20 protein-coding genes and 1 pseudogene are annotated in these 19,776 nt (G+C 69.4%); 11 read left to right on the top strand and 10 right to left on the bottom strand.

The features are described from left to right. Positions 1–67 precede the first annotated feature (67 nt). Positions 68–1,405: a D-inositol-3-phosphate glycosyltransferase gene (mshA, locus tag ACSP97_RS16975; RefSeq protein WP_355146153.1), complete on the top strand. Its 1,338-nt coding sequence runs from the start codon at positions 68–70 to the stop codon at positions 1,403–1,405. After that, entirely contained in the window at positions 1,398–1,898 is a 501-nt protein-coding gene (locus ACSP97_RS16970; protein WP_355321709.1) for a YbjN domain-containing protein, read from the top strand. The genes mshA and ACSP97_RS16970 overlap by 8 nt, the downstream gene beginning before the upstream one ends. Before the next feature lie 10 nt (positions 1,899–1,908). Here the strand turns inward: ACSP97_RS16970 and ACSP97_RS16965 are convergent, their stop codons facing one another. Then, positions 1,909–2,739: an AraC family transcriptional regulator gene (locus ACSP97_RS16965; RefSeq protein ID WP_355528553.1), complete on the bottom strand. Its 831-nt coding sequence runs from the start codon at positions 2,737–2,739 to the stop codon at positions 1,909–1,911. Here ACSP97_RS16965 and ACSP97_RS16960 point away from each other — a divergent pair. Next, positions 2,738–3,223, top strand: coding sequence for a DUF2000 family protein (locus ACSP97_RS16960; RefSeq protein WP_440558153.1), 486 nt, complete (start codon positions 2,738–2,740; stop codon positions 3,221–3,223). The two genes, ACSP97_RS16965 and ACSP97_RS16960, sit on opposite strands and share 2 nt — an antisense overlap. A gap of 95 nt (positions 3,224–3,318) precedes the next feature. Here the strand turns inward: ACSP97_RS16960 and ACSP97_RS16955 are convergent, their stop codons facing one another. Together ACSP97_RS16955 and ACSP97_RS16950 are read right to left on the bottom strand one after the other, a co-directional pair. Further along, complete coding sequence (locus ACSP97_RS16955; protein ID WP_180330467.1) at positions 3,319–3,792, bottom strand: carboxymuconolactone decarboxylase family protein; 474 nt, start codon at positions 3,790–3,792, stop codon at positions 3,319–3,321. Positions 3,793–3,933: 141 nt separating this feature from the next. After that, a complete protein-coding gene (locus ACSP97_RS16950; RefSeq protein WP_355528551.1) occupies positions 3,934–5,223 on the bottom strand; it encodes an MDR family MFS transporter in 1,290 nt (429 codons plus the stop codon). 153 nt (positions 5,224–5,376) lie between these two features. Between ACSP97_RS16950 and ACSP97_RS16945 the strand changes: the two genes are divergently transcribed. After that, positions 5,377–6,138, top strand: coding sequence for a phosphoglyceromutase (locus ACSP97_RS16945; RefSeq protein ID WP_355146143.1), 762 nt, complete (start codon positions 5,377–5,379; stop codon positions 6,136–6,138). A 187-nt stretch (positions 6,139–6,325) separates the two neighbouring features. Here ACSP97_RS16945 and ACSP97_RS16940 read toward each other — a convergent pair. Beyond that, positions 6,326–6,463: pseudogene (locus tag ACSP97_RS16940) on the bottom strand (ATP-binding protein); the annotation flags it as partial. 99 nt (positions 6,464–6,562) lie between these two features. On the opposite strand from ACSP97_RS16940, the gene ACSP97_RS16935 reads away from it, so the two are divergent. From ACSP97_RS16935 to ACSP97_RS16925, 3 genes are all read left to right on the top strand, one after another. Continuing rightward, on the top strand, positions 6,563–7,594 hold the full coding sequence (locus ACSP97_RS16935) for a DUF1152 domain-containing protein (RefSeq protein ID WP_440558444.1): 1,032 nt from the start codon (positions 6,563–6,565) through the stop codon (positions 7,592–7,594). After that, positions 7,591–8,376: a hypothetical protein gene (locus ACSP97_RS16930; protein WP_440558152.1), complete on the top strand. Its 786-nt coding sequence runs from the start codon at positions 7,591–7,593 to the stop codon at positions 8,374–8,376. Before ACSP97_RS16935 ends, ACSP97_RS16930 begins: the two co-directional genes overlap by 4 nt. Before the next feature lie 348 nt (positions 8,377–8,724). Next, the gene (locus ACSP97_RS16925; protein WP_440558443.1) at positions 8,725–9,231 is read left to right on the top strand and encodes a hypothetical protein; all 507 of its coding nucleotides are present in this window, start codon (positions 8,725–8,727) and stop codon (positions 9,229–9,231) included. Here the strand turns inward: ACSP97_RS16925 and ACSP97_RS16920 are convergent. Further along, on the bottom strand, positions 9,173–9,979 hold the full coding sequence (locus tag ACSP97_RS16920) for an IS5 family transposase (protein WP_440558149.1): 807 nt from the start codon (positions 9,977–9,979) through the stop codon (positions 9,173–9,175). The two genes, ACSP97_RS16925 and ACSP97_RS16920, sit on opposite strands and share 59 nt — an antisense overlap. Positions 9,980–10,475: 496 nt before the next feature. Then, positions 10,476–12,212, bottom strand: coding sequence for an ATP-dependent nuclease (locus tag ACSP97_RS16915; protein ID WP_382077095.1), 1,737 nt, complete (start codon positions 12,210–12,212; stop codon positions 10,476–10,478). Between the two features lie 416 nt (positions 12,213–12,628). Here ACSP97_RS16915 and ACSP97_RS16910 point away from each other — a divergent pair, with 416 nt between their 5' ends. Next, a complete protein-coding gene (locus tag ACSP97_RS16910; protein ID WP_440558147.1) occupies positions 12,629–12,958 on the top strand; it encodes a GIY-YIG nuclease family protein in 330 nt (109 codons plus the stop codon). Positions 12,959–13,190: 232 nt separating this feature from the next. Here the strand turns inward: ACSP97_RS16910 and ACSP97_RS16905 are convergent, their stop codons facing one another. Next, complete coding sequence (locus ACSP97_RS16905) at positions 13,191–13,487, bottom strand: ribosomal protein L7/L12 (protein WP_440558145.1); 297 nt, start codon at positions 13,485–13,487, stop codon at positions 13,191–13,193. 145 nt (positions 13,488–13,632) lie between these two features. On the opposite strand from ACSP97_RS16905, the gene ACSP97_RS16900 reads away from it, so the two are divergent. From ACSP97_RS16900 to ACSP97_RS16890, 3 genes are all read left to right on the top strand, one after another. Continuing rightward, positions 13,633–14,499 (top strand): tetratricopeptide repeat protein, encoded by an 867-nt coding sequence (locus tag ACSP97_RS16900; protein ID WP_440558143.1) that lies wholly within the window; start codon positions 13,633–13,635, stop codon positions 14,497–14,499. A gap of 323 nt (positions 14,500–14,822) precedes the next feature. Then, positions 14,823–15,362: a DUF1326 domain-containing protein gene (locus tag ACSP97_RS16895; RefSeq protein WP_440558141.1), complete on the top strand. Its 540-nt coding sequence runs from the start codon at positions 14,823–14,825 to the stop codon at positions 15,360–15,362. Beyond that, a complete protein-coding gene (locus tag ACSP97_RS16890) occupies positions 15,359–16,126 on the top strand; it encodes a DUF2182 domain-containing protein (RefSeq protein ID WP_355523878.1) in 768 nt (255 codons plus the stop codon). The genes ACSP97_RS16895 and ACSP97_RS16890 overlap by 4 nt, the downstream gene beginning before the upstream one ends. A gap of 95 nt (positions 16,127–16,221) precedes the next feature. Here ACSP97_RS16890 and ACSP97_RS16885 read toward each other — a convergent pair whose 3' ends face one another. From ACSP97_RS16885 to phoU, 3 genes are all read right to left on the bottom strand, one after another. Further along, entirely contained in the window at positions 16,222–18,186 is a 1,965-nt protein-coding gene (locus ACSP97_RS16885; protein WP_355523875.1) for a YncE family protein, read from the bottom strand. A 394-nt stretch (positions 18,187–18,580) separates the two neighbouring features. Beyond that, on the bottom strand, positions 18,581–18,736 hold the full coding sequence (locus tag ACSP97_RS16880; protein WP_167381417.1) for a hypothetical protein: 156 nt from the start codon (positions 18,734–18,736) through the stop codon (positions 18,581–18,583). Positions 18,737–18,871: 135 nt separating this feature from the next. Then, on the bottom strand, positions 18,872–19,561 hold the full coding sequence (gene phoU / locus ACSP97_RS16875; protein WP_355146123.1) for a phosphate signaling complex protein PhoU: 690 nt from the start codon (positions 19,559–19,561) through the stop codon (positions 18,872–18,874). Positions 19,562–19,776 lie beyond the last annotated feature (215 nt).

Below are 19,776 nucleotides of genomic sequence, written 5' to 3'. Positions count from 1 at the left end.
CTGTTGCACCACCGTGGAGGGCACGGGCGAGTCCTCCCGACGGCATGCCCACAAGGAGGACCGCCACGTGAGCCAGTACACCGGCAGGCTCGTGCGCCGCTCCCCGTCCGCCGCTCCCCGGCTCCGGCTGCACCGCAGACCCCGGCGGGTGGCCATGCTCTCCGTCCACACCTCACCCCTGCACCAGCCCGGCACCGGCGACGCGGGCGGCATGAACGTCTACATCGTGGAGCTGGCCCAGCGGCTGGCCGCGCTCGGCATCGAGGTCGAGGTCTTCACCCGGGCCACGGCCGGCGATCTGCCGCCCACCGTCCAGCTCGCCCCCGGCGTCCTGGTCCGGCACGTCGACGCGGGGCCGTACGAGGGGCTGGCCAAGGAGGAGCTGCCCGCCCAGCTGTGCGCCTTCACCCACGGGGTGATGCAGGCGTGGGCCGGCCACCGCCCCGGCTACTACGACCTGGTCCACTCCCACTACTGGCTCTCCGGCCACGTCGGCTGGCTCGCCGCCCAGCGCTGGGGCGTGCCCCTGGTGCACGCCATGCACACCATGGCCAAGGTCAAGAACGCCAACCTGGCCGCCGGCGACCGTCCCGAGCCCGCCGCCCGGGTCATCGGCGAGATGCAGATCGTCGCCGCCGCGGACCGGCTGATCGCCAACACCGCCGAGGAGGCCGGGGAACTCGCCCGGCACTACGAGGCCGACCCCGCCAAGGTCGCCGTCGTCCACCCCGGGGTGAACCTGGAGCGCTTCCGCCCCGCCGACGGCCGGGCCGCCGCCCGCGCCCGCCTCGGCCTGCCGCCGGACGCCCTGATCCCGGTCTTCGCGGGCCGCATACAGCCCCTGAAGGCCCCGGACGTGCTGCTGCGCGCGGTGGCCGTCCTCCTCGACGCGCGTCCCGAGCTGCGCTCCCGCATCCTCGTCCCGGTGGTCGGCGGCCCCAGCGGCAGCGGCCTCGCCAAGCCCGAGGGGCTCCAGAAGCTCGCCGCCCGGCTCGGCATCGCGGACGTCGTACGGTTCCGCCCGCCGGTCGGCCAGGAACAGCTGGCGGACTGGTTCCGGGCCGCCTCCGTGCTGGTCATGCCGTCGTACAGCGAGTCCTTCGGGCTGGTCGCCATCGAGGCGCAGGCGGCCGGCACCCCGGTGCTCGCCGCCTCGGTCGGCGGACTGCCGGTGGCCGTGCGCGACGGCGAGACCGGCTTCCTGGTCGACGGGCACGAACCGGCCGACTACGCCCGCGTGCTCGGCCGGTTCGCCGACGAGCCCGCCCTCACCGCGCGCATGGGCGAGGCCGCCGCCCGGCACGCCCGATGTTTCGGCTGGGACGCGGCGGCCGCGGCGACCGCCGACGTCTACACGGCCGCCACCCAGTCGCACCGCCGTCGCGTACGCTCCCACCATGGGTGATGTCGACAAGGCCGGACAGGTGCTGGAGGCCGTCTTCCAGGACGCCGAACTGGAGTGGGAGCGTCCCGAGCCCGGGAACTACGTGGTCAAGCTGCCCGGCACGCGCAAGCTGTCCACCACGGTCTCCTTCCTCGTCGGCCGGCACTCCCTCTCCCTCAACGCCTTCGTCGTCCGCCACCCCGACGAGAACGAGGCGGGCGTCCACCGCTGGCTGCTGGAGCGCAACCTCAAGCTGTACGGCGTGAGTTACGCCGTCGACCGGCTCGGCGACGTCTACGTCACCGCGCGCCTCCCGCTCGCCGCCGTCACCCCCGAGGAGATCGACCGCCTCCTCGGCCAGGTCCTGGAGGCGGCCGACGGCGCCTTCAACACCCTCCTGGAGCTGGGTTTCGCCACCTCCATCCGCAAGGAGTACGCCTGGCGCGTCTCCCGCGGCGAACCCACCCGCAACCTGGACGCCTTCAAGCACCTGATCGACCGCCCGGCCGAGTGAGCCCCGGCGGCTACCCGGCGCGGCGCGCCCCGCGCCGGTAGCGGCCCGGCGGCACCCCGACCAACTTCCGGAAGTGCCGGGTGAGATGGGCCTGGTCGTAGAAGCCGGTCAGGGCCGCGACCTCGCCCGGCGGCAGCCCGTCCAGCAGCAGCCGGCGGGCCCGGCCGACCCGGCGGGACATCAGGTACTGGTGCGGGGCGATGCCGTACGCGCCGCTGAACGCCCGGACGAGATGGGTCGGATGGGCGTGCAGCAGCGTCGACGCCTCGGCAAGGGCGACGCCGTCGACGAGCCGCGCGTCCAGCAACTCCCGCAGGCGGCGCGCGAGCCGGGGGTCGCGCCGGGGCCGCGGCGGATCCGCGCGGTGCCGCAGGTGGCCGCGCAGCCGCTCGCCGACCAAGGTCAGCCTGCTCTCCGCCTCCAGCTCGTCGCCGGGGCGGGCCAGGGCCGAGTGCAGCTGCCCGACGCGCCGGCGCAGCACGGGATCGCGCAGATCGGGGCCGTCGACCGCGGCCCCGATCAGCTCCTCGCCCAGCCGGCTGCTGTCGAGGTACACCACCCGCTTGCGGAAGCCGCCCGGGGTCGCCGGGGAGCCGTTGTGCGGCACGTGCGGCGGCAGCAGGCTGACCGTGTCCAGCGGGGTGCCGTGCTCATGGCGGTCCAGGTCGTAGCGCACCGCCCCGTCGTCCACGATCAGCAGTGTCCAGGCGTCGTGGACGTGCATCGGGTAGGCGTACTCGGTGAAGTGGGCGTGGAACACCTCGGTGACGCCCGGCACACGGGGGCGCCACGCGTTCACTTCCTCCCCCGGGGCCTCGCTCGCGGCCCTGCTCACGGCCATGCAAACAACGTACAAGACGGCGCCCGGCGGCGGTCGGCAGTCTCGGACCATGAGTTCCCTGAGCACCGAACCCGTCCGTTTCGACACCAAGATCGCCGTCCTGCTGCGCGCGGACCTGGCCCCCTGGCAGCGCCTGAACGTCACCGCGTTCCTGGTCAGCGGCCTGGGCGCGACCCTGCCCGAGGTGGTGGGGGAGCCGTACGAGGACGCGGACGGGGTGACGTACCTGCCCATGTTCCGGCAGCCGGTGCTGGTCTTCGAGGGCGAGAAGGAGACCCTGCGCGCGGCGCACGAGCGGGCCCTCGGCCGGGCCCTGCCCTGCGCGGTGTTCACGGCCGACCTGTTCGCCACCGGCAACGACCGCGACAACCGCGCGGCCGTACGCGCCGTGCCGACGGCCGATCTGGACCTGGTCGGGCTGGCGGTGTACGGCCCGCGCAACGGGGTGGACAAGGTGCTGAAGGGGGCGCGCATGCACCCGTGACGCACGCCCCGGCGCGAACGGACCCGTGACGCGCGCCCCCGGCGGGGACGGACCGGCCGGACCCCCGTACCGGCCGCCGCCCCGCTGCCGGCCGGTCAGCCGAACATGCCCGGCCGGTAGTCGCCGGCCGGCTGCCGGACGATGACGTTCAGCCGGTTGTAGAGGTTGATCATCGCGATCAGGCCGACGAGGGCGGCGAGCTGCTCCTCGTCGTAGTGCTTCGCGGCCTCCGTCCAGGCTTCGTCGGTCACCCCGCCGGCCGCGTCCGCGATCCGCGTGCCCTGCTCCACCAGCTCCAGCGCGGCACGCTCGGCCTCGGTGAACACCGTGGCCTCCCGCCACGCCGCGACCAGATGGAGCCGCTGGGTGCTCTCACCCGCGGCCTCGGCGTCCTTGGTGTGCATGTCGGTGCAGAACCCGCAGCCGTTGATCTGGCTGGCACGGAGCTTCACCAGCTCCTGGGTGGCGTGCGGCACGGTGGAGTCCGTGAGCACCTTGCCCGCCGAGTTGATGTACTTGAAGAACTTGGCGCCGACGGGGCTGGTCATCAGGTTCAGACGAGCATCCATGATTGGTGCGCTCCTGTGGTGTGGTCGGTGCTGGCTACACCTCATTGACGGGAGCGAGCCGGGGAATGTGACAGCGGTGCGTGTGACCCACGCCACTTTTCACCCGGGTGGGTGCTGGGTGCCGGCGTCGGCCGCCGGTCGCTAGGCGCTGGGTTCGGGGGCGGGAGCCGTCGCGCCTTCGGCGAGGGCGCCGCCGCGGGCCTCGGCCTCGCCCGTACGGTCGTCCTTGCGCAGCCCCCGCATCAGCAGCCCGTAGCCGAGCCCGGCGGCCGTGCCCACGACGGCGCACGTCCCCCACAGCCACTCGGCCCCGAACCGGTCGATGACCTGGCCGGACATCAGCGGCGCGACCAGCGCGGCGACGGACCAGGACAGGCTGTACATGCCCTGGTAGCGCCCGCGTCCGTGCACGGGGGAGAGCCGTACGACGAGCCCGGTCTGGGTCGGCGCGTTGACGATCTCGGCGAGGGTCCACACGCACACCGTGGCCATGAAGGCACCGACCGACCCGGCGAAGGCGGTGAGCCCGAACCCGTACCCCGCCAGCAGCGAGGACAGGACGAGCAGGCTGCGCGGATCGCGGTGCTCGATGAACCGGGTGACCGGGATCTGCAGGGCGACGATCAGGACGCCGTTGACGGCGATGGCGAGGCCGTAGTCCGCGGGCGAGAACCCGGCCCGGCCCATGGCCACCGGCAGCGCCACCGAGCCCTGCTGGAAGATCAGGGCGACCAGGAAGGACAGCCCGACGACGGCCATGTACCGGCCGTCGCGCAGCACGGTGCCCAGGCTGACCCCGGCCTCGGCACCGGCGCCGGACCGCTTGGCCGGGGCGTCCGGCCGGGACTCGGGGACCTTCAGGAAGACGACGAGGGCGCAGGCGGCCGTCATCCCGGCCTCGATCAGGAACCCGGCGAGATAGCTGAACTCGGCGATGAAGCCGGCGGCCGCGGAGGAGACGGCGAAGCCGAGGTTGATGGCCCAGTAGTTGAGCGAGAAGGCCCGCACCCGGTCCTCGGGCCGCACGATGTCGGCCATCATCGCCTGCACGGCGGGCCGGGACGCGTTGGAGGCCATGCCGACGAGGAAGGCGACGCCGGCGATGGCGACCGGACCGGTCATGAACCCGAGCAGCGCGACGAAGACGGCGGTGGCCGACTGGGCGACGAGCAGGGTGGGCCGCCGTCCGAGCCGGTCGGCCATGACCCCGCCGCCGAGGGCGGAGACGACCCCGCCCAGCCCGTGCAGCGAGGCGACCAGACCGGCGTAGGAGGCGGAGTACCCGCGGTCGAGGGTGAGGTAGAGGGCCATGAAGGTGGCCACGAAGGCGCCGAGCCGGTTGACCAGGGTGCTGGTCCACAGCCACCAGAACTCACGGGGAAGCCCGGAGACGGCTTCCCGGGCAGCACGTCCGAGACGGGCGGCGGGCATGAGGGGACCCCCTGAAGTTGTAAGCGGCCGACAGCGCAAGCACAACTTACATAGGGGGTCTGACAGTGACCACTCGATTAACAGATGCCGTCAACGATCCACCCACTGGTCGGCCGCGTCACCGCCCACGGGGTGTGGATTACGCTCTGAGGCATGGCCGACGCACCGTACAAGCTGATCCTCCTCCGCCACGGCGAGAGCGAGTGGAACGCGAAGAACCTGTTCACCGGCTGGGTGGACGTCAATCTGAACGAGAAGGGCGAGAAGGAGGCAGTCCGCGGCGGCGAGCTTCTGAAGGACGCCGACCTGCTGCCCGACGTGGTCCACACGTCCCTCCAGAAGCGTGCGATCCGCACCGCCCAGCTGGCCCTGGAGGCCGCCGACCGCCACTGGATCCCGGTCCACCGCAGCTGGCGCCTGAACGAGCGCCACTACGGCGCCCTCCAGGGCAAGGACAAGGCGGCGACGCTGGCCGAGTTCGGCGAGGAGCAGTTCATGCTCTGGCGCCGCTCCTACGACACCCCGCCGCCCCCGCTCGCCGAGGACTCCGAGTTCTCCCAGTTCGACGACGCGCGCTACGCGACCCTCCCGCCGGAGCTGCGCCCGCGGACGGAGTGCCTGAAGGACGTCGTCGTCCGCATGCTCCCCTACTGGTTCGACGCGATCGTCCCCGACCTGCTGTCCGGCCGCACGGTCCTCGTCGCCGCCCACGGCAACTCCCTGCGCGCCCTGGTCAAGCACCTGGACGGCATCTCCGACGCCGACATCGCGGGCCTGAACATCCCCACGGGCATCCCCCTGTTCTACGAACTCGACTCCGACTTCAAGCCCGTCACCCCGGGCGGCAAGTACCTCGACCCGGAGGCCGCCGCAGCCGCCATCGAGGCGGTCAAGAACCAGGGCAAGAAGAAGTAACTGCCCACGAGTAAGCCCCCTGCCTGCGGGTTCTCCGCGGGGAGGGGGCTTTTCTCTTGCCCTGGGCCGTCTCTGGGCCGTCAGGTGCTGGAGGGTCCGACCGGGAGGGCTGGCTTGCCCAGGATTCCCGGAAGAAGTGAGCGGAGCCCGCCGCTGAACCCCTGATATCTGCGCGGGGGCGCCTGGCTCACAACGGCCAGGCATCGGCCATCACGAAGGCGACCACCGTTCCCCCGAAGCGGCTGGGCCCGGAGTGCCACGACTCTGCGACGGAGTCGACCAGGAGCAGTCCGCGCCCGTGCGCGTCCTCGGCGTCCGGCCAGCGGCCACTACAGGGTGAATGGCCACCAGAGCCCGTAATGTGGAGCACATGACGCGGTTGATCGTCGCGGCCGGGGGAGGGGGCGACGCTGTCGCCGCCGCAATGCTTGACGCCGCCCTGTACGGCGACGAGGACCAGGCGGTGATCCTCACCTACGCCTGGGACCGCCTCCTGGTCGACCCGATCCCGGGCCCCCGCGGAGCCGACAACTTCACCGGGCTCGAACCTCTCACCCGCTCCGTCTGGTCAGTGCCGGCCACGGCCCAGGCGATCCCACCGGCAGGCTCCACACTCCCCCGGCTCGCGGCAGCGCTCCCGCACACCTTCGCCTTGCTCGACCCTCACCACGGCGCCGAGGGCATCGCACGGCAGATGGAAGAACTGGTGGAGCACCTGGCTCCCACGTCGATCGATCTGCTGGATGTCGGCGGAGACATCCTCGCCCAGGGCGACGAACCCACACTGAAGAGCCCACTCGCCGACGCGCTCACCCTCGCCGCCTGCTGCCAGGTCAACGCCCCGATCCGGCTCCTGGTCGCGGGCCCAGGACTGGACGGCGAGATCCCACCGGCCGATCTACGTCCCTTGCTCGGACATCTTGTCCACACCTTCACATCGAAGGACGTGGAGGTGATCAGCACCGTCCTGGAGTGGCACCCCTCAGAGGCAACCGCGATGCTCGCCGCAACAGCCCGAGGAGTCCGCGGCATCTGCGAAGTGCGCGACGCCAGCCTCCCCGTACCCCTCACCGACGAGGGCGCCACCGTCCACGAAGTCGACCTGGACGACGCGGTCAGCCGCAACAACCTGGCCCGCGCCATCATGACGACCGCCGCCCTGGACGAAGCCGAGGCGTACAGCCGGGAGATCTGCGGCTTCTCGGAGATCGACTACGAACGCAACAAGGCAACCTGGCTCACCGGGCCGACACCGGCCAAGCTCGAACCCGACGACGTACTTTCGCGGCTCGACCAGTTCCAGCGCGAGGCCCAAGCCCGGGGAGTCACCCACACGACCTTCCGCCGCATCACAGAGGCACTGAACCTCAGCGGCTCCCAGCGCGAAGAACTACGCCAACTCCTCATCAGCAGCCGTCCAGAGCAGTACGCGGCTCCCTTGTGGCAGGTCGTATGACGAGCGACGGCACTCCCGCGTCGGCCGGTCTGCCTGACGGCCAGGTCTTGCTGGCAGGAACGGACTGGGCCGCATTGAGGCACGCCTATGGGTTTGCCACTGAGGCACCGGGGATGCTGGCCGCGCTGTGTGACGCAGACCTGAGCACGAGAACCAAGGCGCTCGATTACCTGCACGGCACCTTGCACCACCAGAACACGCTCTACGAGGCAACGGTACCCGCGGCGCTGTATGTAGCCGCGATCTTGCCGGATCCGCGTACGACCCGGGCCGTCATCAAAGAACGCCGTTCCTTCCCTGGTTGCATGCGCGCTGAGCTGCTGGCCTGGATTGCCTCAGTTGCGAGTGAGGTAACAAACGAGGCTGAAACCTTGTGTCAGCGGCTTGGGCTGCCTCTCGATGGCTACCCGCCAGCAGTCGGCATCCGAATGATTCGGCCTCTCCTGTTCTCGGCGTCTCTTTCCTGCACCGAGGACACCGACCGGCACGTGCGCGAAGCGGCTCTGACAGCCTGCATCCCACTCCTCGACGATTCCCAGTTGCTCCACCACCGACGGGCTTTGGTGCCCTTGGTCCGGGAAGTCTTGGGCACGAGTCCACTTTGGCAGCACCGCGAACGAGCCATCGATGCCCTCGACGCATGGGGCGAGGACTCCTCAGGCTTGGAAGGCCAGCGGAACCCGTTCCTGTTCTGCGATTCCGACCTCTCGGTCGAAGGCTCACCGGCATGGCCCGTCGGCCCCAGCTCCGCCGAGGGGTACAGCGAAGAACCACCGTTCTGATGGGACTCGCCCAAGATCAACGAAGCGGTCAGCCGGTGAGTTAAAACTTTCTCTACTGGTTCAAGGCGGCTCGCTCCGCTCCCCGCGTGCGGCCCGGCCCCCGGCCGGGCCTGCGCTCCTGTCTCCGCCCCGCTCCAGCCCGGCCGACGCTCGTACCGCGCACTGAGCAATCAGCCGCTTGCCCTCAGAAAAGGGGCGTGGCCGGGGCGGTCGGTTCCACGGCTTTAGAGACCGTTCTCTTTCCGAACCTCGTGTGACGTCTTCGCTGGTCAGGCATGAAGTAGCGGCTGTCGCGGGAGCCTGGGCTTGTTGCCGGGCGAGATGTCGTGGAGGTGGCGGATGCCGTCGATGCGGGCGGTTCTGGAGACGCGGCAGAAGGCCGCGGCCGCGCAGGTGAAGGGCCTCGAAGCCGAGCTGGAGCGGGTGTGGGCGGCTCTGGCGGAGGCGGAAGAGGTGCACCGGCGCCGGGTGATCGGCCTGGAGCAGTATCTGGAGGCGTTGGCCGAGGAGAACGCACCCGCCGACGGGGCCGGCGAGGTGCCGCGGAGGAAGGCGGTTGGGCCTCGCCGGGCGGTGCCGCACCGGCGACACGCGAGTGAGGTGGTGGAGTTGTCGCCGGACTACCAGGCGTTGATGGCCGCCGCGGTCGATGCGGGAGGCGACGGGCTGGGTGCCCGGCGGGCGGCGGTGGTGCTGGGCTGGGACAGCGCGTCCGCCTCCCGCGTCGAAGGGGCGAGGGCCCGGCTGAAGCGGCTGGTGGAACGGGGCTGGCTGGTCGAGGCGAAACCGGGCAGGTTCATGCCGCCCGCGCCAGAACAGGCTCCTGACCCCGGGCGGCCAGGCGGCGGCTCATGAGCATGGCCATCGACCACAGGATGACCGCTTCGCTGGTGTCGGTGCGCCGCTCGTAGTCCCGGACCAGGCGTCGGCTGCGCAGGCACCAGGCGAAAGACCGTTCCACGACCCAGCGGCGGGGCAGGACCTGGAAGCCGCGGATGTCGTCGCTGCGGCGGACGATGTCCAGGACGACGCCGAGCTGCGTTCCACTCCAGTCGACGAGGTGGCCGGTGTAGCCGCCGTCGGCCCACACCCGTGCCAGCCGCCCGAAGCGGCCCCGGGCCACGGGCAGCAGGAGGCGGGCGGCGTCCCGGTCGGTGGTCGACGCCGGAGTGACCAGCACTGCCAGCAGCAGACCGAGCGTGTCGGTGAGCAGGTGCCGCTTGCGTCCATTGATCTTCTTGCCCGCGTCGTAGCCCCGCGAGGTGAGGGCGACGGTGGCGTCCGCCTTCACCGACTGCGAGTCGATGACCGCCGCACTCGGCTCCCGGTCACGTCCCTCGGCATCACGGACCGCCTCGCGCAGCCGGTCGTGCAGCTCGGCCACGCATCCCGCGTCCCGCCAGCGGGCGAAGAAGGCATACACCCGCGGCCAGGGCGGGAAGTCCGACGGCATCGCCCGCCACTTGATGCCGTTGTCGACGAGGTAGCGCACCGCGTCGATCATCTGCCGGTGGCAGTAGCCCTCCGGCCGCCCGCCCCGGCCGGCCAGCCATCCCGGAACCGGCAGCAGATCCCGCACTGCTGCCCACTCGGCATCGCTCATGTCCGAGCCGTACCGGGGCCGGCGCCCCGGGCGATCGGCCGCGTTCCCGAACCTGTGGGCGAGACAGTCACACCCAGGAGTGGACGGACTGGACCCGGCCACTGCGACCACGCGACACTTCGACAACAGGGCCTCTTGCTCCTCGCTGGACTCGACATTCGCGAGCTACCGAGAGGCCCTTCCTTCATGCCCGTGCACCCGACAACTCACCCGATCCAGCACCCTGTTCGAGTCCCGGTCGACCGCCCGCACGGATAGAGAACAGCCAGTTAGGCAGCCACTTTGGCGCGAGCCTCGCAGATCATGGCCCCAACGTCGTGCTTTACCGTGCAGGTCCACAGACTGCCCGGCGCGCCGGAAGCTTACGGGGCCATGATCACTCGCGCCAAAGCAGCTCCAGCCCAAAGTCGTTCCACCGACCTCGGGGCGCGCCGAACCTGGCCAAATCACTGATGGCCGATGTGCTGTTCCATAGATCCATGCAATCTCTAGCGACTTAGTTCGCGAGAGTATCCAACTCCTTCAAAATGGTGATGATATCATCGCAGACTTCGTCCGCCCGGAAGCAAGAGGCTACTTCGATGGATGACACCTTGAATGCACCGAGAATTTCCTTCGCTCGCATGTCGAGAATCGCAGATGGTGCATCTGTCTTCCGAAAACTTTCCCCAATTGCGATTCCAAAGTCGTCACGAAGTTGAGCTACTACTTCCTCCTCGGCAAGTTTGGCCGCCTCTGCTAGCGGGCGCGGGAGAATCAAATAGCCTTCGATGTACCGCCGTCTCCATTTCCTGACCAGAAAGTCCTGAGGGGCCTTATAGCCTTTTTCTTCGAGGCCAGGTCCGACAGTCTCGAACGTCTCGTCGTCTCGATCTCGAAGACTGTAAGCGACCAAGTTAGGGACCTCGCCTGAGATCGCTCGAAAAACATGCGAACGCTCTTTATGGGGAGCTGATGTCTGCCATGGAATCCAGCTTTCATGCCACTCGATTCCGGCAGTTTCGGCGAATTTCTTAAGGATGCTGGTGTCCGATGATCCTTCTATGAAGAGTAGCCGTTTCGTCTTTTTGATGCGATCCAGCTTCGGTGCGTAGTCAGAGCCAATGCCTGCAAGAAGTCCAACTTTCTGCTGGTCTTCTTTGAGGTATCCCGCCCCCTGCCTTCTGACCTGGAAAATCTTTCCATGGTCAACCGTTTTCAGGATTTCGCTGGAGTGCGTCGCCAGAAGCACTTGTTTATTCTTGCGAGCGGCCAACGACTCCAGTTGCTCAACCATCTGAGCTTGCAGTGTGGGGTGAAGGTGAGCGTCTGGTTCATCCAGTAGTAGCACGTCTACGTCGTCCCCAGTGGCCAGAGTGAAGACGCTCAGCCACTGCAGAAAGCCGCTCCCCTCCACCATTAGATCCTTAGGGTTGTACTTCGGCCACCGAGTGAGCTTGTACCCCTCGACATCACCCTTGGCGACCTGCACGTTGATATAAGAGTGATACTCTTCACGGAAATCGCCGATAATCAACTCTGCGGAGAATGTGCGCCTCAGGGCACCCTGGAGGAGTTCCCAAGGATCGTTTTCTCGCAGCCGCTTCAAGTCGTTATCGGAAATCTTAGACTTGCCTGCACGGAGCCGCTCCCGCTCCCGTAGGTTAGCCTGGTACATATCGAGCAATAGATTGCGCAGAACGGCGCCAGCTAGACCTTCACCGATTCGCCTACGCCGAAGAGCCCCGACGATACGTGCTTCACGCGCCGAGATGCCGGCGAAGGGTGGAAGTAGGGCTGCCGTGGGAACGCGATCTCCGGCCTGCAAATTGCTCGAAGTGGGTTTAATGAAAAGGCGATCGTTCGCGAGGGACAATGCGAACTCTAGATGCTTTTCTTCGGCCAGATCATCCCACTCGCAGCGAATCTTTAGTGTGTATCCGTCCGGGTCGGAGTCGCCCTTGGCGGTTTTCAAGTTCGTCCAGAGGTGCTTCAATGAAGGGACGTTAATGGGGGAGAATTCATCGTCTCCCAAACCAAAGCCCTGTCGACCTTCAGCTACTGCAAGGAAGGCGTCTTCGCCTCGCTCCATCAAGGACGCCACTTTGCAGAACTCCCACACTGCCAATCCGTGCAAAATGGAGGACTTTCCTGAGTTATTGCCTCCAGCAAGGAAGGTGACATTTGATGGGCGAAAGTCGAAGCTCGCCTGATTAAACTGCTTAAACCGAGTGAACTGGACCCTTTTGATCAAGACGCCGCGCTCCGCAAGTGGTGTCACCGCTGGTGTGGGATCTGAGCATAAGCTGTAGGAGAGTCGTTGTCTGTGGGTTTCGCCCTGCTACCCATGTAGATGGAGGACGTGCACAGGACCTGCGGAATGGCCGTATCGCAGCGAGGTACGCCAGTGTCGACCAGTAGCCTGCGATGATCAGCTGCGGCAGGTCTGGAGGACTAGTGGAGGTAACCGCGCTCGTTAGCCCAGTCCGGTTGTGGTCTGCGAAGGAGGTCTTGGTGCGCCCGAGTCCGGTCCCGGCGGCAGTTGGGGTGTACGGGTGGCACTTCAAGCAGCCGCCCCACCAGGACCTGGACGCTGGATGCCTGCTCTACGTCGGGATAGCACCGCGGTACATGGCGAACCGGACCAGCACGTAGAACCTGCGCAAGCGGGTGCGTTATCACTACCGGGGCAACGCGGCTGGCTCGACGCTGCGGCTCACTCTCGGCTGTCTGCTCGGCCTTGAGCTGCGCCGTGTGGGGAGCGGCAAGCGGATGACCTTTGGCAAGGCTGGCGAAACCGCCCTGAACCAGTGGATGGCAGACAACGCGCTGGTGTGCTGGATCGAGCAGAGCGAACCGTGGGACCTGGAGTCACAACTCATCTCCCTCGATCTCCCGCTGAACCTTGACCAGAACCGCCACAATGCGTTCCACAGCCGCCTGAAGGAGCTACGGGCCCAGGCGCGCCAGCGGGCGCGGGAGTTGCCCATCAGTTCGTAGGTCAGCGAATGGGCCGTCGGGTCATTCTTAGGGCCGCCCGAGGCCGCTCGGCAGGGGCCAATGACGACCAACGACGACCACCAGGCGCACGAGCCCACAACCTCTGACCGCAAAAACCCAGCTCACCAAGATCCCCGACAACACCCAGGGCAAGAAGAAGTAAGCGCCCACGAGTAACCCCCCTTCCTGCGGATTCTCCGCCGGGAGGGTGCCTTTCGCTGCCGCTGGGCCGTCACGGCGCAGGGGCCGTGCCCGCTCCCCGCTCCGGTTCCTGTCTACACTCCGCTTCGGCGCCGGCGCTCTGGAGCAGGGCGACGGCGGACTGGGCCCTGTGCGCGGACAGGCCCCCGAGGAGGGTGACGGGCGCTTGGCGGGCCAGGACCCGGCTGTGCCACAGGCTCAGCCCGGTCACCTTGCGCACTGCTCGGGTCACGTCCATTTCGCGGGGTCCGCAGTCGATGAGCACCACCTCGTGGGACGGGTCGTCGCAGATCAGCGTGTAGTACTCGGTGGACTCTTCGTCGGACATCTCGCCCTCCAGCCTCGGGGAGCGGGAGCGGGAGCGTACGCGTCCGCGGGCTCGACGCCGACGCAACGCCTTCACCGCCCCCGTCCCGCACCCCCTTCAGCCCTCGTGCGAAACTCCCTGCCTGATCAGCGGGAGGGGCAGGGGCGTGGAGAAGTCCGAGGCGAGGCGGTTGTTGGAGCGGGCTCGTGAGATGTGGGAGGCGCAGGAGTGGCTGCGTTCCGCCGAGTTGTACGAGCAGGTCCTCGCGCACTATCCGGACGAGGGTCCCAGCGCGGCATGGTGGTACGACGCGGCGCTGGCGCACAAGTTCCTGCGGAACTGGGCGAAGGCCTGTGAACTCGGCCGTGAGGCCGCCGCCCGGTCGCCGCGCGGTGAGCAGGACCCGGCGTTCTGGAATCTGGGGGTCGCCGCCACGATCCAGCGGGACTGGGCGACCGCCCGTGACGCCTGGGAGGGCTTCGGGATACCGATGCCGGAGGGCGAGGGGGAGATCAACGGCGCCTTCGGCCCGGCGTGCGTACGGCTGGACACGGGGGGCGAGCGCGAGGTGGTCTGGATCCAGCGGCTCTGCCCGACGCGCGGGCGGGTGATGAACGTCCCGGCCACGAAGGGCCGTCGGTTCGGCGAGATCGTGGTGCACGACGGGGAGCCGACCGGCGAGCGGACGTACGACGGCCGGCCCGTCGCCGTCTTCGACGAACTGCTGCTCTTCGAAGCGTCTTCGCTGCCGACGCTGCACACGACCGTGCACGCGGCGGACGCGTCCGACGTCGACGCCCTGGTGGACGCGTTCTTCGCGCGGGGCTTCGGTGCCGAGCCGGCGAGCGGCTTCCACATGCTGTGCGCATGCTGCAGCGAGGGCCGGATCGACTACGACGAGACCAGTGTGCCGACGCACAGCGGCTCGCAGACCGTCTGGCTGGCCGCCCCCGAGGCCGAGGCCCGGCAACTGCTGGACGCGTGGGCGGCGGGCGGCGAACGCGGCTGGGAAGGGCTGGAGCTGTTCGGTTGAGCCGCCGGGGGCGAGCGGCGGGCGGCGTGGTGCGGGACTAGCCTGGAGTTGTTCGGGCGGCCGTTCGGGCCAGGGAGTCTTCCTGGTGGCGATCTTGTGGCCGAGTGGGCGCGGGGCACGCGTCCCGCCTCCGATTTCCGCACGGGATCCATGGGGTCCATGAGGTCGAGGCGCCGCACAGGCCGGCGCGCACATCGCAGAGCTTCCGCTCCGTCGGCCGGGCGTATGCACCAGGCGGGAGTACGGAGATGGCTTGGAATATCACCGGTACATACCTCGAAAGCTGCAACTGCGACAGCGTGTGTCCGTGCACCACCTCGGGCATGACCGCGCCCGCCGACCACGAGCGCTGCCAGGTGACCCTCGCGTTCCATGTCGCACGGGGTGAGGTCGGCGGTGTGGACGTGTCGGACCGCAGCGTCGTCGTCTTCGCCGACGCGCCGCGCGTGATGGCCGACGGCGGCTGGCAGATCGTGCTGTACGTCGACGCCTCGGCCGACGACAGCCAGGCCGATGCGCTGGGCAAGGTCTTCTCCGGGCAGGTGGGCGGGCCGATGGCGGCGCTCGTCCCCCTCGTCGGTGAGGTGCTCGGCGTCGAACGCGCCTCCATCGACTTCCACGACGACGGCCGCCGCCACACGGTGCGGGTGGCGGACGCCATCGACATCGAGATCGAGGACCAGGTGGCCCCGCAGTACGGTGCGGACGGTCCCGTGATGGGGCTGACCGGCATGTTCCACCCGGCCAACAGCACCTTGACGATCGCCCGGTCGACGCGGGCCCTCGGCACCGGCGTACACGGCCGCACCTGGGACTTCACCGGCCGCAACGCGCACTCGGCGCCCTTCTCGTGGTCGGCGTGACCAGGACGGCGATCACCGTCCGCCGCGGCGCGGGCCACGCGGAGCTGGTGCTGCTCACGGCGGCCGCGGCCTGGGCCTGGGTGGTGCTGCGCCGGGGGGACACGGGGTCCGGGGCCATGGCCTGGGAGCTGCCCGCCTTCCTGGGCATGTGGACCGTCATGATGGCCGCGATGATGCTGCCGGCCACCGCGCCCGTCGCCGCGTTGTACGCGCGGACGGTCCCCGTGCACCGGACGCCGCGCATGACCGCCTTCACCGCCGGCTACGTGCTGGTCTGGTCCGCCGCCGGGCTGCCGGCGTACGCCCTGGCCGCCGGCGCCGCGCACATCGCGGCGACGCACCCCGCGGCGGGAACGGCGGCGGCCGCCGCCGTCTTCGCCGTCAACGGCGTCTACCAGCTCAGCCCCCTGAAGGACCGCTGCCTCACCAAGTGCCGTTCACCGATAGGCCTCTTGCTGCGCTACGCGTCGTACCGCGGCCCCTCGCGCCACCTGCGCGCCGGAGCGCACCACGGTGCGTTCTGCCTGGGCTGCTGCTGGTCCCTGATGCTGCTGTTCATGGCGTTCGGCGTGATGAACCCCTGGGCCATGGTGGGACTGGCCGCCGTCGTGACCGCGGAGAAGCGCCTGCCGCGGGGCCCTCTCGTCGCCCGCGCCGTCGGTCTCGCCTCGCTGGCGCTCGCGCTCGCCGTCTTCTGGGCGCCCCTGCTGGCCCCCAACCTCACGGGCGGCGGCATGACCGGGATGACCCGTGCCTATGCCTGAACCAGGCCGAGCATGCGGCTTTGCCGGGGGCCCGCACGGCGAACGGCCACCGCCGGGCCGTGGGACCCGGGCGGTGGCCGTTTCGAGGCGGTGCGTCAGTTGGAGAAGTACAGGTACTTCCACGAGCCGTACGTCGTCGTGTTGACGTTGTCGCCCGAGGAGTTGTTGATGTACGACGAGCGCATGCGGGCCTTGATACCGGAGGTGCCGGGGGCGCCCAGGCTCACGGCCGACTTGCCGTTCGAGGCCAGCTTGAAGTACTCCGGGCTGCCGTCGGCGGTGTACCACTTGCCGCCGTAGTAGACCTGGAGATCCATGCGCTGCTTGCGGCCCGGGTAGTACGTCATGGTCGTGGTGAGCAGCGGGTCGGTGTTCTTGTGGAACCAGTAGTACGTCGTCGACCCGATCTTGGCCGTCTTGTAGTACTTCGTCACCGCGGTGGAGGTCTTCACCTTGGCGTAGCCCGTGGACTTGACCGTCCTCGGCTTGTAGCGGGAGTCGCCCTTGAAGACCGCGGTGACGTCCGTGTCGCGGGTCATGTCGACCGTCGCGGAGATGTTCCCGTGGGAGTCGACCTTCCCGGACTTCAGCAGCTTGTTGGGCTTGTCGCCGCCGTAGGGGTTGGCCCAGATCTCGACCGTGCGGTTCTTGTAGGTCGTCCCGAGGTGCGCCGTGAACTTCACGTCGGCGCCGTAGGAGTAGACCTTGCCGTTGTTGTTCAGGCTCAGCGAGGTCGTGGCGCGGGAGACGTCGACCTTGTCGGACGCGGTGACCGCGGAGTGCGCGGCGTCGCCCGCGTAGGTCACCTTGTAGGTGACCGTGCCACCGGCGGGCGGGGTGTCGGTGAAGGAGTACGTGCCGTCCGTCCGCACCGTGACCGCGGGCAGCGCCTTGCCGCTCGGGGAGTCCAGGTCCACCCGGGTCACCTGGAGCTTCACGCCGGCCGGCAGCGGGACCGTCGCGGACAGCCTGCCGGTGACGGTGAGCTGCTTGGCGCGGGTCGCGCTCGCCGGGGCGTTGACCGTCAGGGTCGGGTTGTTCAGCGCCGGGCCGGTGAGCACCTTGAGGGTGTAGCCGGCGTCCTGGGCGGACGAGCCGACCAGCGCGAAGATCCGGGAGTCGTCCGGCGCCCAGGCGAGATCGGCCGTGCCGGCCGTGCCCTCGTCGTAGGTGCGCAGCGGCAGGGTGGCGTTGGGCTGATACGTCATGATCTTGCCGCCGTTGACCTGGGCGACGAGTCCGTTGGCGGCGACGTCGGCGAACTGGCCGCTCGGGTAGGAGCCGGCGGCCTTGAACGCGCCGTCCGCGTAGGCGTCCCGGTCCCGGCCGTTGACCAGCACCTGCTTGCCGCCGGGCACCAGGTCGATGTCCCCGATGCCGTTGTTCAGCGAGTAGTCGCCGTTGTGCCAGGCGACCAGGGCGGCCTTGCCGCTGGAGACGTCGAGCACGGCCATCGAGTCCGTGGACAGCCCGGTCTCGGCGACGCCGAGGATGCCCGGCTGGGTCGGGTCGGTGTCCAGCAGGGCCTGGCCCCAGATGCCCACCGAGGTGCCCTCGGTCGGGAACTGCTCCAGGGACACCGGGTCGGTGCCGCTCGCCGGGTCCACCGAGGGGTCGACGGAGCCGAGGTCGCCGTCCCACTGGTCGCCGTAGGAGAACCAGACCTTGCCGCCGCTGAACGCGACGTGACGCGGGCCGGTGTTGGTGGCGACGGTGTAGCGGGCCTTGACGGCGAGCGTCGTCGCGTCGATGGCCCAGATCTCGTGGATCTGCGGGGCGGCCGCGTACACGGTCGACCCGTCGTCCGAGACCGCGAGGTCGCTGACGCCGGTGACTCCGGCGACCGAACCGAGAACGGCACCGGAGTAGTCGGTGGCCGTGACGGTGCCGTTCGTGCTGTCACCGACGAACACCCGCTGGGCGGGCCCGTCCACCGCGAGGCCGCCGGGCGAGGTGACATGGGCGGCCGGAGCGGCCGAGGCGGCGCCGGCCGCGCCGAGGCTCAGCGCCGCCGAGCCGAAGAGGACCGCGAGCGCCGTCGCGGTCGAGATGCTGCGCATACGCACAGTGCTGCTACCCCCACAAGGAAACCCGGTGCGTGACCGGGGAGACGAGTGCGCCGCGCAGCACCCGGGCACGACCGCCGTTACGCGGTGACGCGCGGGGCGCGGCTGCTGGAGGCAGCGTATGGCATGGCTGTGACAATTGTGGAGGGGGTTTCCCGTATGGGGAGATCCCCTGAAGGCGCGGGCGGGACAACGGACGCCCGGGAGCGCGGACTTCGCCGGCGCGGACCGGGCCGGCACGGACCGGGGGCCGGTGCGGATCCCGTCCGCACCGGCCCGCCCGCCGACCGTCCCACGACGACGCCACCGCGGGACCGCCCTGCGACGACGCGGTCGAAGGCAGTCCTACGGCGATGCGGTCGAGGACCGTCCTACGGCGCTGCCGTCGTCAGCCGCACTGGCAGGGGCCGCCCGACTGGCAGCCGCAGCCGCAGCCGGAGCCGCAGCCGCACGCGGCGACCAGCGGCAGGCTCCTGATCTCGGCGACCTGTTCGGTCTCGCGCTCCTGCGTGGGGTCGGGGGTGGTGCTGGGGGAGTCGGTCATGGGTCCCTCCTAGACGCCGGGGCCAGGTAGCGGGGGCGGGTACCGCCCTCACCCATCTCATGCCCGCGCCCCCGGGCGCATCAACGGCGCACGGAGGCGCCCCCGGTCGGCGCCGCCGGGCGTGCCCCGGCCGGGTCAGGCCCCTTCGACGCCCGTCACCGGCTGGATGTCCGGCTGGAGTTCGTCCGCGTGTTCGCCGGTGACCAGGTAGACGACGCGCTTGGCGACGGCGACGGCGTGGTCGGCGTAGCGCTCGTAGTAGCGGCCGAGGAGGGTGACGTCGACGGCCGTCTCGATGCCGTGCTTCCAGCGGTCGTCGATGAGGTGCTGGAAGAGGGTGCGGTGCAGCAGGTCCATCTCGTCGTCGTCCTGCTCCAGCTGGAGCGCGAGGTCGACGTCCTTGGTGACGATGACCTCGGCGGCCTTGGCCATCAGGCGCTGCGCGAGCTGGCCCATCTCCAGGATGGTCGCGTGCAGGTCCTGCGGGACGGCCCGCGCGGGAAAGCGCAGCCGGGCCAGCTTCGCCACGTGCTGGGCGAGGTCGCCGGAGCGCTCCAGGTCGGCCGACATGCGCAGCGATGTGACGACGATCCGCAGATCGGTGGCCACCGGCTGCTGGCGGGCCAGCAGGGCTATGGCCCGGGCCTCCAGGTCGTGCTGGAGCTCGTCGACCTTCTGGTCCGCCTCGATCACGCTCTCGGCGAGCTTCAGGTCGGCGTCCAGCATGGCGGTCGTGGCGCGTCCGATGGCCGAGCCGACCAGCCGGGCCATCTCCACCAGACCGTCGCCGATCGAGTCCAGTTCCTCGTGGTACGCGTCCCGCATCAGGATTCCCTCTCGTACGTGTGCTGGGGGTTCGGGGTCGTTGTCCGGGGCCCGGCGGCAAAACCGGCGGCGCGAACCCCACGCTCCCACGTTCCGCCCCGTACGCGTCCGTTTCCGGCTTCCCGAATGAACCGGTACTGGCTGCAAGGTGAACTCTGGGCGACGAGTGTTCGAGGTCGCACGTTCTCGGCTGTGGGCACGTCCTGCCCCGTGCC

Source organism: Streptomyces sp. SCPE 10, assembly GCF_051980735.1.
Lineage (GTDB): Bacteria > Actinomycetota > Actinomycetes > Streptomycetales > Streptomycetaceae > Streptomyces > Streptomyces misionensis.
This window is presented reverse-complemented; position numbering and strand designations above follow the sequence as displayed.

Bases quoted from the DNA above. Each gene is read 5' to 3' on its own strand.
- ACSP97_RS16970 (WP_355321709.1), top strand. From the start codon at position 1,398: ATGGGTGATGTCGACAAGGCCGGACAGGTGCTGGAGGCCGTCTTCCAG.
- ACSP97_RS16960 (WP_440558153.1), top strand. From the start codon at position 2,738: ATGCAAACAACGTACAAGACGGCGCCCGGCGGCGGTCGGCAGTCTCGG.
- ACSP97_RS16965 (WP_355528553.1), bottom strand. From the start codon at position 2,739: ATGGCCGTGAGCAGGGCCGCGAGCGAGGCCCCGGGGGAGGAAGTGAAC.
- ACSP97_RS16955 (WP_180330467.1), bottom strand. From the start codon at position 3,792: ATGGATGCTCGTCTGAACCTGATGACCAGCCCCGTCGGCGCCAAGTTC.
- ACSP97_RS16950 (WP_355528551.1), bottom strand. From the start codon at position 5,223: ATGCCCGCCGCCCGTCTCGGACGTGCTGCCCGGGAAGCCGTCTCCGGG.
- ACSP97_RS16945 (WP_355146143.1), top strand. From the start codon at position 5,377: ATGGCCGACGCACCGTACAAGCTGATCCTCCTCCGCCACGGCGAGAGC.
- ACSP97_RS16935 (WP_440558444.1), top strand. From the start codon at position 6,563: ATGCTTGACGCCGCCCTGTACGGCGACGAGGACCAGGCGGTGATCCTC.
- ACSP97_RS16930 (WP_440558152.1), top strand. From the start codon at position 7,591: ATGACGAGCGACGGCACTCCCGCGTCGGCCGGTCTGCCTGACGGCCAG.
- ACSP97_RS16925 (WP_440558443.1), top strand. From the start codon at position 8,725: ATGCGGGCGGTTCTGGAGACGCGGCAGAAGGCCGCGGCCGCGCAGGTG.
- ACSP97_RS16920 (WP_440558149.1), bottom strand. From the start codon at position 9,979: ATGAGCGATGCCGAGTGGGCAGCAGTGCGGGATCTGCTGCCGGTTCCG.
- ACSP97_RS16905 (WP_440558145.1), bottom strand. From the start codon at position 13,487: ATGTCCGACGAAGAGTCCACCGAGTACTACACGCTGATCTGCGACGAC.
- ACSP97_RS16895 (WP_440558141.1), top strand. From the start codon at position 14,823: ATGACCGCGCCCGCCGACCACGAGCGCTGCCAGGTGACCCTCGCGTTC.
- ACSP97_RS16885 (WP_355523875.1), bottom strand. From the start codon at position 18,186: ATGCGCAGCATCTCGACCGCGACGGCGCTCGCGGTCCTCTTCGGCTCG.
- ACSP97_RS16880 (WP_167381417.1), bottom strand. From the start codon at position 18,736: ATGACCGACTCCCCCAGCACCACCCCCGACCCCACGCAGGAGCGCGAG.
- phoU (WP_355146123.1), bottom strand. From the start codon at position 19,561: ATGCGGGACGCGTACCACGAGGAACTGGACTCGATCGGCGACGGTCTG.